At 70.3% G+C, this 14,354-nt stretch carries 13 protein-coding genes and 1 tRNA gene; 7 read left to right on the forward strand and 7 right to left on the reverse strand.

Annotated features, from left to right (window positions below; all coding sequences use genetic code 11):
- The first annotated feature begins 71 nt into the window (after positions 1 to 71).
- Entirely contained in the window at positions 72 to 533 is a 462-nt protein-coding gene (locus Q5425_RS10605) for a hypothetical protein (protein ID WP_308671980.1), read from the forward strand.
- A gap of 75 nt (positions 534 to 608) precedes the next feature.
- Here the strand turns inward: Q5425_RS10605 and Q5425_RS10610 are convergent.
- The 3 genes from Q5425_RS10610 to Q5425_RS10620 all read right to left on the reverse strand — a co-directional run bounded on the left by Q5425_RS10610 (position 609) and on the right by Q5425_RS10620 (position 1,692).
- A tRNA-Val gene (locus Q5425_RS10610) sits at positions 609 to 680 on the reverse strand.
- Positions 681 to 722: 42 nt separating this feature from the next.
- Positions 723 to 1,187 carry a peroxiredoxin gene (locus Q5425_RS10615; protein ID WP_308671981.1) on the reverse strand — a complete coding sequence of 155 codons (465 nt, stop codon included), beginning with the start codon at positions 1,185 to 1,187 and terminating at the stop codon, positions 723 to 725.
- Between the two features lie 73 nt (positions 1,188 to 1,260).
- Positions 1,261 to 1,692 carry a DUF3052 domain-containing protein gene (locus tag Q5425_RS10620; RefSeq protein ID WP_290059845.1) on the reverse strand — a complete coding sequence of 144 codons (432 nt, stop codon included), beginning with the start codon at positions 1,690 to 1,692 and terminating at the stop codon, positions 1,261 to 1,263.
- Positions 1,693 to 2,108: 416 nt separating this feature from the next.
- Between Q5425_RS10620 and aceE the strand changes: the two genes are divergently transcribed.
- The 3 genes from aceE to Q5425_RS10635 all read left to right on the forward strand — a co-directional run bounded on the left by aceE (position 2,109) and on the right by Q5425_RS10635 (position 7,961).
- On the forward strand, positions 2,109 to 4,904 hold the full coding sequence (gene aceE / locus Q5425_RS10625) for a pyruvate dehydrogenase (acetyl-transferring), homodimeric type (RefSeq protein WP_308671982.1): 2,796 nt from the start codon (positions 2,109 to 2,111) through the stop codon (positions 4,902 to 4,904).
- Positions 4,905 to 4,992: 88 nt separating this feature from the next.
- Complete coding sequence (locus Q5425_RS10630; protein ID WP_308672213.1) at positions 4,993 to 6,204, forward strand: alpha-hydroxy acid oxidase; 1,212 nt, start codon at positions 4,993 to 4,995, stop codon at positions 6,202 to 6,204.
- A 146-nt stretch (positions 6,205 to 6,350) separates the two neighbouring features.
- A complete protein-coding gene (locus tag Q5425_RS10635; protein ID WP_308671983.1) occupies positions 6,351 to 7,961 on the forward strand; it encodes an L-lactate permease in 1,611 nt (536 codons plus the stop codon).
- On the opposite strand, the gene Q5425_RS10640 is transcribed toward Q5425_RS10635, so the two are convergent.
- The 4 genes from Q5425_RS10640 to Q5425_RS10655 form a co-directional block, all read right to left on the reverse strand.
- Positions 7,942 to 8,580, reverse strand: coding sequence for a nicotinamide mononucleotide transporter family protein (locus Q5425_RS10640; RefSeq protein ID WP_308671984.1), 639 nt, complete (start codon positions 8,578 to 8,580; stop codon positions 7,942 to 7,944). The two genes, Q5425_RS10635 and Q5425_RS10640, sit on opposite strands and share 20 nt — an antisense overlap.
- 140 nt (positions 8,581 to 8,720) lie before the next feature.
- A complete protein-coding gene (locus tag Q5425_RS10645; protein ID WP_308671985.1) occupies positions 8,721 to 9,497 on the reverse strand; it encodes a mechanosensitive ion channel family protein in 777 nt (258 codons plus the stop codon).
- A 240-nt stretch (positions 9,498 to 9,737) separates the two neighbouring features.
- Positions 9,738 to 10,931, reverse strand: coding sequence for an ABC transporter permease (locus Q5425_RS10650; RefSeq protein ID WP_308672214.1), 1,194 nt, complete (start codon positions 10,929 to 10,931; stop codon positions 9,738 to 9,740).
- Between the two features lie 23 nt (positions 10,932 to 10,954).
- Entirely contained in the window at positions 10,955 to 11,863 is a 909-nt protein-coding gene (locus Q5425_RS10655; RefSeq protein WP_308671986.1) for an ATP-binding cassette domain-containing protein, read from the reverse strand.
- Between the two features lie 118 nt (positions 11,864 to 11,981).
- Here Q5425_RS10655 and Q5425_RS10660 point away from each other — a divergent pair, with 118 nt between their 5' ends.
- The 3 genes from Q5425_RS10660 to Q5425_RS10670 all read left to right on the forward strand — a co-directional run bounded on the left by Q5425_RS10660 (position 11,982) and on the right by Q5425_RS10670 (position 14,234).
- On the forward strand, positions 11,982 to 13,196 hold the full coding sequence (locus Q5425_RS10660) for a helix-turn-helix domain-containing protein (protein ID WP_308671987.1): 1,215 nt from the start codon (positions 11,982 to 11,984) through the stop codon (positions 13,194 to 13,196).
- An 82-nt stretch (positions 13,197 to 13,278) separates the two neighbouring features.
- Positions 13,279 to 13,719, forward strand: a complete 441-nt coding sequence (locus tag Q5425_RS10665) for a VOC family protein (RefSeq protein ID WP_308671988.1) — start codon at positions 13,279 to 13,281, stop codon at positions 13,717 to 13,719.
- A gap of 20 nt (positions 13,720 to 13,739) precedes the next feature.
- Positions 13,740 to 14,234: a nitroreductase family deazaflavin-dependent oxidoreductase gene (locus Q5425_RS10670; RefSeq protein ID WP_308671989.1), complete on the forward strand. Its 495-nt coding sequence runs from the start codon at positions 13,740 to 13,742 to the stop codon at positions 14,232 to 14,234.
- The last annotated feature ends 120 nt before the right edge of the window (positions 14,235 to 14,354 follow it).

The raw sequence follows: 14,354 nt of genomic DNA on the forward strand, positions 1-14,354 counted from the left end.
CGGCAGCGGATTGACGCCCGGCCGACCGACTGTGATGCTCGACACAGCGCAACAATCCACCAGGGGGAAATGTGAAAACTCGAGGACGCGTGCTCGCCTGGGCGGGCTTGATCAATTCGGCGATCGTCGTAGCCTCGGTGTTGCTCCCGGGCGCGGCCGAGGCAAAACCGTTGTTGAGCGGCGAATACCCGGTCTACGCCTACGAGGGGCAGTACCCGACGAGCACCCCGTGCGCCGGGGGTTTCGGGGTGCACGCCACGAAGACCTTCAACTGGTTCGGCCGGATCGGCACCCTCAGGATGTACTACCACCCCAGCTGCGGGGTGTACGCGCGCGTGGACAACGTCGAGAGTTATTGCTACGTGCAGTCCCATCGCAATTCCGGCGAATTCGGCCCCTACGGCTGGGTCACGGAAACGACCGACGGGCTCAACTACGCGTACACGATGATGACCAACAACCTCAACGGCCGTCTCTCCGACGCGGTGGCGATCTGCTCCGGCACGGAGGTGGCCCGGATCACCTGGTTCTGACCACCACGGCCAGACGAACCGGCCGGCGGACGAGGTCGACCGGCGGCGCCCCGAGGCTCTCGGGGCCCAAAACGGTGGGCGCAGCAGGGTTCGAACCTGCGACCGCTCGGGTGTAAACCGAGTGCTCTTCCGCTGAGCTATGCGCCCCTCACGGCGGCGGCCCACACCCGGGCCGCCGCCGGAGGAAACTCAAGCCGTCAGTTCGGCCACGGCCTTCTTCCAGCCCTGCTGGTCGCGGGCCTCGCCCGGCGCGTTGGCCTCGGCGAACCGGACCACGCCTGCCGTGTCGATCAGGAACGTGCCGCGGACCGCCAAGCCCGCCGCCTCGTTGAAGACGCCGTACGCGCGGGCCACCTCGCCGTGCGGCCAGAAGTCGGACAGCAGCGGGAACTGGTAGCCCTCCTTCTCGGCCCACGCCTTGAGCGCGAAGGGCGTGTCGATCGAGACGCCCAGCACCTGGACGCCCTTGCCGTCGTAGTCCGCGAACTCGTCGCGGAGCTGGCACAGCTCGCCGGTGCAGATGCCGCTGAACGCGAAGGGGTAGAAAACCAGCAGCACCGGCTTGTCACCCCGGAACGACGACAGCTGGACCGGCTGCTTGTTGTAGTCGTTGAGCGTGAAGTCAGGGGCCTGAGAACCGACCTCGACGGTCATACCGGCGTTTCCTCTCCCGAACGGACACGTGCCTGCGACGACAACCCTATCGTGTCCGTCCGGCGAGACCGGCTCAGCGCTGCTTCGACTTCGACTTGGGTGACACCAGGCGGGTGCCGATCCAGTTCGCGCCCACACTCATGTTGGCGGTCTGGGCCAGGCCCACGGCGGGCACGGCTTCGGCGATTTCGCTCGGCTCGACGTGCCCGGGCTGCCCGTTCTTCGGGGTCAGCACCCAGATCACGCCGGTCTCCTCCAGGGGGCCCCGGGCGTCGATGAGCGCGTCGCCCAGGTCGCCGTCGTCCTCGCGCCACCAGAGCAGCACCACGTCGATGACCTCGTCGGCGTCCTCGTCGAGGATGTCCCCGCCGATCTGCTCCTCGATCGCCGCGCGGACGTCGTCGTCGACGTCCTCGTCCCAGCCGATCTCCTGGACCACCATCTCGGGCTTGATGCCGAGCCTCTCGGCGACGCTGCTCTGATCAGCGTCTCCCGCGGCGACCACTGCTTTCACTCCTCCAACTGCGACGGAGCGTGGCTTCGATGCACCCTCGGAGGGTACGCCTGGGCCACACTCGGCTACCCGGTTGCCGATAGCGAACACTGGTGAGGCTCCGCGCGCAACCGTCCACACCGGATCTGTGACAACTCGTGTCGCAGGATACGGCCCGCGACCGGCCCCCCGCGAGGGCGTTTCGGGTACCTCGCGCCCCCGCTCTGCCACCCCTCCGGGGGTCGTCCCCTAGGGTGGGGAGGAAGAAAACGCGCGCGCGATACACCGCGCGCAGGGAGTGGCTCGACCGGGTCGGCCCATGTTACCGCCAAGTAGCGGTGCGGAAGCCGGGACGGAAGACGACGATGGAGAGTCGTACACCCCCGCGTACGAGCACCACCGGCTACAACTTTTCGCAAGGAGACCCCTTGGCCCCGCAGAATGACGGCGCCTCCCGCAAGGAGACCCCGGCACGCGTACGCGTCATCCGTGACGGACTGGCGGCGCACCTGCCCGACATCGACCCGGAGGAGACCGCCGAGTGGCTGGACTCCTTCGACGAGGCTCTCGCGAGGGGCGGTCAGCAGCGGGCCCGATACCTGATGCTGCGCATCCTCGAGCGGGCCCGGGAGCGGAACGTCGGCGTCCCGGCCCTGACCTCGACGGACTACGTCAACACCATCCCCACCGAGAACGAGCCCTGGTTCCCCGGCGACGAGGACATCGAGCGCCGCTACCGCGCCTGGATCCGCTGGAACGCGGCGATCATGGTGCACCGGGCGCAGCGCCCCGGCGTCGGCGTCGGCGGCCACATCTCGACGTACGCCTCCTCCGCCGCGCTGTACGAAGTCGGGTTCAACCACTTCTTCCGCGGCAAGGACCACTCCGGCGGCGGCGACCAGATCTACATCCAGGGTCACGCCTCCCCCGGCATCTACGCCCGCGCGTTCCTCGAGGGCCGGCTGAGCGAGTCGCAGCTCGACGGCTTCCGCCAGGAGTTCTCGCACGCCGGCGAGGGCGGCGGCCTGCCGTCGTACCCGCACCCGCGCCTGATGCCGGAGTTCTGGGAGAACCCGACGGTGTCGATGGGCCTCGGCCCGATGAACGCCGTCTACCAGGCCCGGTTCAACCGCTACCTGCGCGACCGCGGCATCAAGAACACCGACGACCAGCACGTCTGGGCGTTCCTCGGTGACGGCGAGATGGACGAGGCCGAGTCCCGCGGCCTGATCCACGTCGCGGCCGGCGAAGGCCTCGACAACCTGACGTTCGTGATCAACTGCAACCTGCAGCGGCTCGACGGCCCGGTGCGCGGCAACGGCAAGATCATTCAGGAGCTGGAGTCGTACTTCCGCGGCGCCGGCTGGAACGTCATCAAGGTGATCTGGGGCCGCGAGTGGGACTCGCTGCTGCACGCCGACCGCGACGGCGCGCTGGTCAACCTGATGAACGTGACGCCGGACGGCGACTACCAGACGTACAAGGCCAACGACGGCGCCTTCGTCCGCGAGCACTTCTTCGGCCGCGACCCGCGGACGAAGGACCTGGTCAAGGACCTCTCCGACGCCGACATCTGGAACCTCAAGCGCGGCGGCCACGACTACCGCAAGGTGTACGCGGCCTACAAGTCGGCGCTGGAGCACCACGGCCAGCCGACGGTGATCCTGGCCCACACCATCAAGGGCTACGGCCTCGGCCCGGCGTTCGAGGGCCGCAACGCCACGCACCAGATGAAGAAGCTCACCCTCGACGACCTGAAGCTGTTCCGCGACTCCCAGCGGATCCCGATCAGCGACGAGGAGCTCGAGCGCAACCCGAAGCTGCCGCCGTACTACCACCCGGGCGCGAACTCGCCCGAGATCGAGTACCTGATCGGCCGCCGCAAGGCGCTCGGCGGCTTCCTGCCGGAACGCCGCCCGAAGTCCGCCAAGGCGCTCGTCCTGCCCGGCGACAAGGTCTACGAGGGCATCCGGAAGGGCTCCGGCAAGCAGGAGGTCGCCACGACAATGGCGTTCGTCCGGCTGGTCCGCGAGCTGGCGAAGGACTCCGAGATCGGCAAGCGCGTCGTCCCGATCATCCCGGACGAGGCCCGCACCTTCGGCCTCGACTCGATGTTCCCGACGGCGAAGATCTACAACCCGCACGGCCAGACGTACACGTCGGTCGACGCGAGCCTGATGCTGGCCTACAAGGAGTCCGAGAAGGGCCAGCTGCTGCACGAGGGCATCAACGAGGCGGGCTCGACCGCGTCGTTCACCGCCGTCGGCACGTCGTACGCGACGCACGGCGAGCCGATGATCCCGATCTACATCTTCTACTCGATGTTCGGGTTCCAGCGGACCGGTGACGGCCTGTACGCCGCCGCCGACCAGATGGCCCGCGGGTTCGTCATCGGTGCCACCGCCGGCAGGACCACCCTGACGGGTGAAGGTCTGCAGCACGCGGACGGGCACTCGCTGCTGCTGGCCGCGACGAACCCGGCCGCGGTCGCCTACGACCCGGCGTGGTCGTTCGAGATCGCGCACATCGTCAAGGACGGCCTGCGCCGGATGTACGGCGAGACCGGCCCGGACGGCAACGGCGAGAACGTCTTCTACTACATGACGATCTACAACGAGCCGTACCAGCAGCCCGCCGAGCCGGAGAACCTCGACGTCGACGGCCTGCTCAAGGGTCTGTACAAGTACGCCGAGGCCCCCGAGGGCGACGGCCCCGAGGTGCAGGTCCTCGTCTCGGGCGTCACGATGCCGGACGCGCTCAAGGCGCAGAAGATGCTGGCCGAGGAGTGGGGCGTGCGGGCCGCGGTGTGGTCGGCGACGTCGTGGACCGAGCTGCGGCGCGAAGCCGTCGAAATCGACCACGACAACCTGCTCTACCCGGGCAGCGAGCCGCGCGTGCCGTACGTCACCGAGGCGCTTTCGGGCAGCAACGGCCCGGTCGTGGCCGTGTCGGACTGGATGCGCGCGGTGCCGGACCTGATCCGCCCGTACGTGCCGACCGACATGCTGACCCTGGGCACGGACGGGTTCGGCTTCTCCGACACCCGCCCGGCGGCGCGGCGGAAGTTCCTGGTCGACGCCGAGTCGATCACGGTCGGCGCGCTGTCGATCCTGGCCAAGCGCGGCGAGGTCGACTCGGCGAAGGTCCTCGAAGCCGCCACGAAGTACCGGCTCGACGACATCTCGGCCGCCGGGCCGCAGACGTCGGAATCCGGCAACGCGTGACTCGGCGCTAGAGCCGAAGTGCTAGGTTCGGGACCCGGCAGACATCTGATGTCTGCCGGGTCCCGTTACACGCAGGGAGTTGATGAAGGTGACGAAGCGCCGGCTGCCGAGGCCGAGTGAGCTGCAGCAGATCCTGCGGCCGAAGCCGATCGTGCTGAACCCCACCGACCGGCGGCTGGCGAACGCGCACACCGTCGCCGACCTGCGGATGATCGCGCGCAAGCGCACCCCGCGGGCGGCGTTCGACTACACCGACGGCGCGGCCGAGCTCGAGGACAGCCTGCTCCGCGCCCGGCAGGCGTACCGGCGCATCGAGTTCCACCCGAACGTCCTGCGCGGGGTGTCCGATGTGGACACGACCCGCGAGATCCTCGGGAAGACCTCGGCGTTGCCCTTCGCCTTCGCCCCCACCGGTTTCACCCGCATGATGCAGCACGAGGGCGAGCGCGCGGTGGCCCGCGTCGCGGAGCGCACCGGCATCCCGGTCGGGCTCTCGACGATGGCGACGACGTCGATCGAAGACCTCGCCGAAGCCGCGCCGGGCGCCCGCAAGTGGTTCCAGCTCTACGTCTGGCGCGACCACGGCGCCGGCGAAGATCTGATGAATCGGGCGTGGGCCGCGGGCTACGACACGCTCATGCTGACGGTCGACACGCCGGTCGGCGGCTCGCGGCTGCGGGACGTCCGCAACGGCCTGACCATCCCGCCGGCGCTGACGCTCAAGACGTTCCTCGACGGGGCGACGCACCCGGCGTGGTGGTTCAACCTGCTCACCACCGAGCCGCTGACGTTCGCGTCGCTCAACCACTTCGACGGCACCGTCGCCGAGCTGCTGAACAAGCTGTTCGACCCGACGCTGAACTACGACGACCTCGACTGGGTGCGCCGCACCTGGCCGGGCAAGCTGGTGGTCAAGGGCGTCCAGAACGTCGACGACGCCCGCGACGTCGTGAAGCACGGCGCGGACGCGGTGCTGCTGTCCAACCACGGCGGCCGCCAGCTCGACCGCGCGCCGACCCCCCTGGAGCTGCTCCCGGCGGTCCTGGACGAAATCCAGGGCGACGCGGAGGTCTGGATCGACACGGGCATCCTCTCCGGCGGCGACATCGTGGCGGCGATCGCCCGCGGCGCGGACGCGGTCCTGATCGGCCGCGCGTTCCTGTACGGCCTGATGGCCGGCGGCGAGCGCGGCGTCCAGCGCTGCGTCGACATCCTCCGCACGGAGATGGTCCGCACGATGCAGCTGCTCGGCGTCCGGACCCTCGCCGACCTGAAGCCCTCCCACGCCACCCTGCGTTAGCCGAAGCCGTAACTCGGGCTCCGGGTTACCGCCTGACCCGTTGGGCCAACCGGTCTCAACTTCTTGACGGACCGCCTGGTTTGTGACGAAGATCTCGGACACTCGCCGAAAGGCCGTTTTCGCATCGTGGAAAACGGAGGTCGCCCGTGTTCGTGCAGGATCTGACGCCGCTGGGCTCGCTGGGGCTGTCCGCGCTCGTCGCCGTGCTGCCGCTGGCCACCGTGCTCGTGCTGCTGGGTGCCGTCCGGATGCGGGCGCACCACGCCGCCCTGATCGGGCTGCTCGTGGCGCTCGTCGTGGGCATCGCCGCGTACGGGATGCCGGTCGTGCAGGCCGTCTCCGGGGCGCTGCAGGGCGCCGCGTTCGGGCTGTGGCCGATCATGTGGATCGTCGTCAACGCGCTGTGGATCTACCGGCTCACCGTGCGGACCGGGCACTTCGACGTGCTGCGCCGCTCGTTCGGCCGGATCTCCGACGACCCGCGCATCCAGGCGCTGATCATCGCGTTCTGCTTCGGGGCGCTCATGGAGGCGCTGGCGGGGTTCGGCGCGCCGGTCGCGATCAGCGCCGTGATGCTGGTGGCCGTCGGGTTCCACCCGGTCAAGGCCGCGGTCGTCGCGCTGGTCGCGAACACCGCGCCGGTCGCCTTCGGCGCGATGGGGACGCCGGTCGTGACGCTGGCGCAGGTCACCGGGCTGCCGCTGCAGGAAGTCTCGTCGATCGTCGGGCGCCAGACGCCGCTGCTGGCCCTGGTCGTGCCGCTGCTGCTGGTGATCATCGTCGACGGCAAACGCGGCCTGAAGGACACCTGGCTGCCCGCGCTCGTGTGCGGGGTCGCGTTCGGGCTGGTGCAGTTCCTCGCTTCGAACTACGTGTCGCCGCAGCTGGCCGACATCGGCGCGGCGCTGGCCGGCGCGGCCGCGCTGGTCGCGCTCCCCCAGACCCGGCGCCCGGTGCCCGAAGCCGTCCGGATCGGCACCGGCGGGACGGCGACCGCCGAAGCGCCGCCGGAAGACTCGCGCGACGACGTCGTGAAGGCGTACCTGCCGTACCTGCTCATCATCGTGATCTTCTCGATCGCCGTGCTGCCGCCGATCAAGAAGCTGCTGGACAAGGCGACCTGGAAGTTCCACTGGCCCGGGCTGAACGTCGCCGCGCCGAACGGGAAACCGGTGTCCGGCAACACGTTCTCGCTGCCGTTCCTCAACACCGGCGGCACGCTCGTGCTGCTGGCCGGCGTCATCACGGCGGCGCTGCTGGCGGTGAAGGCGGGCGACACCGCGCGGGAATGGCTGGCGACGGTCAAGGAGCTGCGGTTCGCGATCCTCACCGTGACCGGCGTGCTCGCGCTCGCCTACGTCATGAACCTGTCCGGCCAGACCAGCACCATCGGCACGTTCATCGCCGCCGCCGGCGCCGGCTTGGCGTTCCTCTCGCCGGTGCTGGGCTGGTTCGGCGTCGCCGTCTCGGGCTCCGACACCTCGGCGAACGCGCTGTTCGGCGCCCTGCAGGTGACGGCGGCGCACCAGACGGGCCTGCCGGCGGACCTGCTGGCCGCGGCGAACAGCTCCGGCGGCGTCCTCGGCAAGATGGTGTCGCCGCAGAACCTCACCATCGCCTGTGCGGCCGCGAACCTGCCCGGCGAAGAGGGGAAGCTGCTGCGGAAGGTGCTGCCGTGGAGCATCGGGCTGCTGCTCGTGATGTGCCTGATCGTGTGGGGTCAGAGCACGGCGGTGCTCAGCTGGATGCTGCCATGACCCCGGCGGAGGCCGCGACGCGCTTCGCGGAGCGGTTCCAGCTCCACCAGCCGTGCACGACGAGCCCGGCGAAGACGATGTAGATCGCGGCCGAGAAGTACAGCCCGGACGAGATCTGCAGCGGCACGCCGATCGCGTCGACGGCCAGCCAGACCAGCCAGAACTCGACCAGCCCGAGCCCTTGCGCCCCGAAGGCGACGAGGGTGCCGACGAAGATGGCGGCGTCCGGCCAGGGTGCCCAGGACGCGTGCAGGGCGTCGAGGACCAGCGCCATCACGGTGGTGCCGACGACGAAGACGCCGGCCATCGCGAGCCGTTCGGCGAGCCGGCCCTTGCGGACGACGACGCCGAACACCGGATCCCGGCGGCGCGTCCAGGCCCACCAGCCGTAGACGGAGATGGCGAGGATGGCGACCTGCCGCGCGGCGAGCCCGCCGAGGTGCGCGGAGACGTAGACGGCGAACAGCAGCACGGTGGCCCCGACCTGCACGGGCCACGTCCACAGGGTGCGCCGCTGCGCGAGGAACACAACAGCGAGCGCGAACACCTGCCCGGCGAGCTCCGCGATCGAGATCCACTGGCCGAGCACGGTGATTCCGTGGTGCAGCAGGAAGTCCACGGCACGCCCCTTTCGTCCTACCGCTCCCAACATGCTCCCGGGCGGACGCATTCCCCAGAGACTGTGACCGGCGGAACATCCCGGACCGCGGAAGGGCCCGGCGGCTTCCTCGTCCGCCGGGCCCGTCCCGCTCCCTCCGCTCAGCCCTGCGGGCGCGGGGTGCCGACCGGCGATGTCGGGGTGCTGTCCACGCCGGCCGTCGCCCGCGGGGCCGCGGGACCGGTGCTCATCTCGCCCGTGCGCTGGGCCGGGGTCTCGAGCTGGTGCTCCAGGTTCGCCATCCAGCCGCGCCAGCGGTCCTGGGCCGGCTTGATCAGGCCGCCGCCGAAGCCGACCACGATCACGCCGCCGATCGTCGCCAGCACCGCGATCAGGATCGGGCCGGTGATCGCCGTCGCGATGTTCACCTGGCCCAGCGCCGCGATGATGCCGAACGCCATGATCAGCCAGTACGCCGCCACCGAAAGCGGGCGCGCCGCCCCGCGGCCGGACAACGCGGACGCGACGACGTCGCGCACCACCTTCGCGATCGCCGCGGCCACCACGACGAGCACCAGTGCCACCACGATCCGCGGCAGGAACGCGATGATTTCGTTGAGCAGCTGGCTCACCGGGTTGGTCGGCCCGAACACGCCGAACGCCAGCTGCAGCGCGATCAGCAGAATGAAGTAATACACCAATTTGACGAGGATCGCGGTGGCGTCGAACTTCTGCCGGCCGACCTTTCCGCTCAGGCCGGTCTTCTCGACGAGTTTGCCGAAGCCGGCTTTCCCGAGGACGAGCGCCAGCCCTTTCGAGACGGCCTTCGCGATCAGCCAGCCGATCAGCAGGACGATCAGGAAACCGACGAGTTTCGGCACGAACGTGGCCACCATCGCCCACGCTTGCCCGAGCCCGTCCTTAAGTTGCTGGCCCATACCGACTCCCTCCACGGCTTTTGCACCGGATCGTTGATCAGGTACGCCGCGGCGGCAAGTCGTGCGCCCCACGATCGAGTGAGACGACTGGCGCGCAATGATCACCGGCGGCCATACTGGTTCTACCGGTGGGGACCGGGGAGACGAGGCCGTCCGGCGCAGCGTAAACCGCAAGCGCCGGGCGGCCTCGAGCATTACCGGGCGAAGAACCGGCCGGGGCCGGGCGAAAGCCGCAAAACGTCAGGCAGCGCGCAGGGCGTCGCGCAGTTTCACTTTCGCGCCGGTGCGCATGACGGCGTTCCGGTAGATCCGCGCGGCGAGCCAGATCAGCACCGGAATCAGCAGCACCACCAGCCCCACCGACACCACCGCTTCCCAAACGGGCACGCCGCCCATCGCCAGGCGCATCGGCATCAGCGTCGGCGAGAACACCGGAATCACCGAAAGCACCTCGACGAACGTGTTGCCCGGATCCGACGGCAGCGCGGAAATGCCGATCACGTATCCGGCGATCACGAACATCAGGGCCGGCATCGTCGCGCCGCCGACGTCTTCCTGGCGCGAAACCAGCGCCCCGAGCGCGGCGAACACGATCGAGTACATGAAGAACCCCAGCAGGTACCACACGACCAGCCAGACCACGGTGCCCACGGCCGCCGAGACGGAAATGGTGAGCACGTCCGTCGCCAGCCCGGTCACCACCCCGCCGACGCCGATGACCACCATCTGGACCAGCCCGACCACGCCGATGCCGAGCACCTTCCCGGCCATCAGCTGCCACGGCTTGATCGTCGACAGCAGCAGCTCGACCACCCGCGACGTCTTTTCCTCGACGACGCCCTGCGCGACGGTCTGGCCGTTGATCATCAGGGACAGGTAGATCAGGATGCCGGCGATGATGCCCAGCACGAGCTGCTGGCCGTTGTAGTCGTACGGCTGCTCCAGCGGCGGGTCCTCGACGAACTTCGCCGAGGCGACCGCGGCCTGGAACCGGGCCGGGTCCCCGCCCAGCGCGGTGATCTGCTGGCTGACCGCCACCTGCTGGGACAGCACCTGCACGACGTCCTTCAGATTGCCGTCGAGGTCCTTCTTCACCTGGACGTGCACGCTCTTGCCGTCGCCGGTGAGCAGCGCGTCGAGCGAGCCGTCGGCCAGCTTCGCGCGCCCGGCGGCCTCGTCGGCGACCGCGGTGACGTCGATGGTCACGCCGATCGCCTGGCCACCCGTCTTCAGCGGCGCCGAGAGCCCGGCGGTCGCCGGGGTGTAGCCGACGGTCGAGTCGGCGCCGCCGCCCCCGGCGATCAGCTTGATCAGCACGATGCCGACCACGATGAGCAGCAGCATGATCACGGTGCTGACGCGGAAGGCCTTCGACTTCACGCGGGTGCCGATTTCGCGGGAGGCGACCAGGCCGACGGCGGCCGTGGGGCTCATCCGGACGTCCGGGACCGGGGTGTTCACGCGGGGACCTCCTCGGTCGTGACGACGGAGCGGAACAGTTCGGTCAGCGACGGCTGCTCGCGGGCGAATTCGCGGACCGGCCCGGTGGCCAGCGCCGCCTTGAGCACGGCCTGGTCGTCGGCGCCCTCGCCCAGCTCGAGCTCGGTCACCGGGCCCGTCCGGCCGAGCACCTTGACCCCGGGCAGGCCCTCGGCCCACCCGTCCCCGGCCTCGGGGACGTCGACCCGCAGCCGCACCGCGCCGCCGGCCTGCAGCTCGCCGACCGTGCCGACGGCCACCATCTGTCCACTGCGGACGATGCCGACGCGGTCGCAGAGCCGTTCCACCAGATCGAGCTGGTGGCTGGAGAACACGACCGGCACCCCCTCGGCCGCCTTCTCCTTGAGCACCTGGCTCATCACGTCGACCGCGACCGGGTCGAGGCCGGAGAACGGCTCGTCGAGCACCAGGATCCGCGGCTCGTGCACCAGCGCCGCGGCCAGCTGGACGCGCTGCTGGTTGCCGAGGGACAGCTTCTGCACCTCGTCGTCGCGGCGGCCGGCGACGCCCAGCCGCTCGGTCCACTTCTCCGCCGACGCCCGCGCGTCGGCCGCGGGCATGCCGTGCAGCCGCGCGAGGTACGTCAGCTGCTCGGCCACCTTCATCTTCGGGTAGAGACCGCGTTCTTCCGGCATGTACCCGATGTGGCGGCGCGTTTCGTGCGTCACCGGCTCGCCGTCGTAGCGGACTTCGCCACCGTCGGCCGACAGCACGCCGAGCGCGATCCGCATGGTGGTGGTCTTCCCGGCGCCGTTGCTGCCGACGAAGCCGAACAGTTCCCCCGGCCGGACGTCGAACGTCATTTCGCGCAGGGCGACCACGTCGCCGTAGCGTTTGGAGATCCCGTCGATTTCTAAACCGGTCATTCCGGTTCCCCCGTTCGTGTGAGGCCCCGATCCTAGGCAGTCCCTACACGCCCCGCCTACCCTCGCGCGTTGCCGCGAGGGCCTACCAAAGTTGCGGGCACGTAGGATCGCCTCCGCCATGGATGGAACCACCGCCCCGCGCCGGGTGCCGAAGCACCACGGACTGTCCGCGAAGACGCTCCGGCGGCTGGAACACGCGTCCGGCAGCCTGGCGAGCGCGAGCATCGCGGTGATGGAGCGGCGGCTGACCTGGTTCGCCCGGCTGCCCGCCGACCAGCGCGCGAGCGTCCTGCTGATCACCCAGGCCGGGGCCGCCGGCTTCGTCTCCTGGCTGCGCGACTCCAAGGAAGCGCTGAAGCTCACGACCGAGGCGTTCCGCGACGCGCCGGCCGAGCTGTCGCGGTGGATCAGCCTGCGCCAGGCGGTCGGCATGGTGCGGCTGGCCATCGAGGTGTTCGAGGAGCAGCTGCCCGATTTCGCCGCGAATGAAGCGGAACGAGCCGCCCTGATCGAAGGAATCCTGCGCTACGGCCGGGAAATCGCGTTCGCGGCGGCGAACTCGTACGCCGCCGCCGCGGAGGCGCGCGGTGCTTGGGACGCCCGGCTGGAGGCGCTGGTCGTCGACGGCATCGTCCGCGGCGACGCCGAGGAGTCGGTGCTCTCGCGGGCCACGGCGCTGGGCTGGGACCCGACCGCGGCGGCGACCGTGCTCGTCGGCAACCCGCCGTCGGAGGACCCGCCGACGGTGGTGTTCGAGGTCCGCAGCCGCGCGGCCCGCGTCGGGCGGCCGGTGCTGCTGTCGGTGCAGGGCTCCCGGCTGGTGGTCGTGGTGGGCGGGCCGACCGAGGGCGGGGTGAAGGAGCGGGAGATCCTGACCCGGATGTCGGTGGCGTTCGCCGAGGGCCCGGTCGTCGCCGGCCCGACGGTCCCGACGCTGGCGGAGGCCCACCACAGCGCGACGGAGGCGTTGTCGGGGCTGCGGGCGGTGGTCGGCTGGCCGGGCGCGCCCCGGCCGGTGCGGTCGGCGGACCTGCTGCCCGAGCGCGCGCTGTCGGGGGACGCGGAAGCCGAACGCCTGCTGGTGGACACGATCGCCCGCCCGCTCGAAGAGGCGGGCCCGACCCTGCAGCGGACGGTGGAGGCCTACCTCGAGAGCGGCGGCGTGCTGGAGACGTGCGCGAAGACGCTGTTCGTCCACCCGAACACCGTCCGGTACCGGCTGCGGAAGGCGGCCGACCTGACGGGCTGCCGGCCGGCCGACCCGCGCGACGCGCTGGTCCTGCGGATCGCGTTGACCGTGGGGCGGCTGGCGAGGGCCCGCGGGCTCTGGTGAGCAGGCGGATGTCGAGAACCGCGCACCGGCTCCGTCCCGGGGACACGAGCGGCCACCGGGGCCGCGTGGCCCAGGAGGAACCATGACGATCCGGCGCATCGACAACATCGGCATCGTCGTCGACGACCTCGCGGCGGTGCTCGCGTTCTTCGTCGACCTCGGCCTGGAACTCGAGGGCGAGGCCACGGTCGGCGGTCCGGAGGTGGATGTCCTCGTCGGACTCGAGGGCGTCCGGTGCGACCTGGCCGTGGTGCGGACCCCGGACGGCCACGGGCGCCTCGAGCTGATGAAGTTCCACGCGCCGGCGGCCCCCGCGCCCGCCCGGCCGGACGCGCCGGTCAACGCCTTCGGCTTCCGCCGCGTCATGTTCGCCGTCGAGGACATCGACGCCGTCCTCGCCCGGGTGCGCGCCCACGGCGCCGAGTTACTGGGCGAGCTCGTGCAGTACGAGAACAGCCACCGGCTCTGCTACGTCCGCGGACCCGAGGGCCTCATCGTCGCGCTGGCCGAAAAGCTCCGCTGACCCCCACGAAAGGACCCACCATGGCCGTCGCCGACGACCTCGACCGCGCCACCGACTCGCAGTGGGATTGGGTCGCCGAGCAGACCCGCACGTACCTGGGCTCCGGCGGCACCGAGGGCCACGAGTCGAACGGCGTGCACACCTTGATCCTGGCCACGACCGGCCGCCGGACCGGCGTGCCCCGGCGCACGTGCCTGATCTACGGCACCGCGGGGGACGACTTCGTCGTCGTCGCGTCCAAGGCCGGCGCCGACGAGGACCCGGCGTGGCTCAAGAACCTCGTGGCCGAGCCGAGCGTCGGCGTCCAGGCCGGCACCCGCCGGTTCACCGCCCGCGCCCGGATCGCCTCCCCCGCCGAACGCGAAGTCCTCTGGCCCCGGATGGTGGAGATCTTCCCGCTGTACGAGGAGTACGCGCGGAAGACCGATCGTGTCATCCCCGTCGTCCTGCTCACCCCGCAGGACCGACCCTTCCCGAGACGGGCGTCACGTGATGGACTTAACAGCGAAAGGTGATTGAACCCGACAAGGCTTCCGGGTTACGCGCGAGCTTCTGCGGCGCGTCTTTGGAGGTTTCCGACAAAGACGCCGCGCAGACACTGTGAGCGTCGGCATCCCCGGAAGGCCCGCTCGCCG

Source organism: Amycolatopsis sp. A133 (genome assembly GCF_031082405.1).
Classification (GTDB): Bacteria; Actinomycetota; Actinomycetes; order Mycobacteriales; family Pseudonocardiaceae; genus Amycolatopsis.

Coding starts and splice junctions, on each gene's coding strand:
- Q5425_RS10660 (WP_308671987.1), top strand. CDS start 11,982: ATGGATGGAACCACCGCCCCGCGCCGGGTGCCGAAGCACCACGGACTG.
- Q5425_RS10655 (WP_308671986.1), bottom strand. CDS start 11,863: ATGACCGGTTTAGAAATCGACGGGATCTCCAAACGCTACGGCGACGTG.
- Q5425_RS10650 (WP_308672214.1), bottom strand. CDS start 10,931: ATGAGCCCCACGGCCGCCGTCGGCCTGGTCGCCTCCCGCGAAATCGGC.
- Q5425_RS10670 (WP_308671989.1), top strand. CDS start 13,740: ATGGCCGTCGCCGACGACCTCGACCGCGCCACCGACTCGCAGTGGGAT.
- Q5425_RS10645 (WP_308671985.1), bottom strand. CDS start 9,497: ATGGGCCAGCAACTTAAGGACGGGCTCGGGCAAGCGTGGGCGATGGTG.
- Q5425_RS10615 (WP_308671981.1), bottom strand. CDS start 1,187: ATGACCGTCGAGGTCGGTTCTCAGGCCCCTGACTTCACGCTCAACGAC.
- Q5425_RS10665 (WP_308671988.1), top strand. CDS start 13,279: ATGACGATCCGGCGCATCGACAACATCGGCATCGTCGTCGACGACCTC.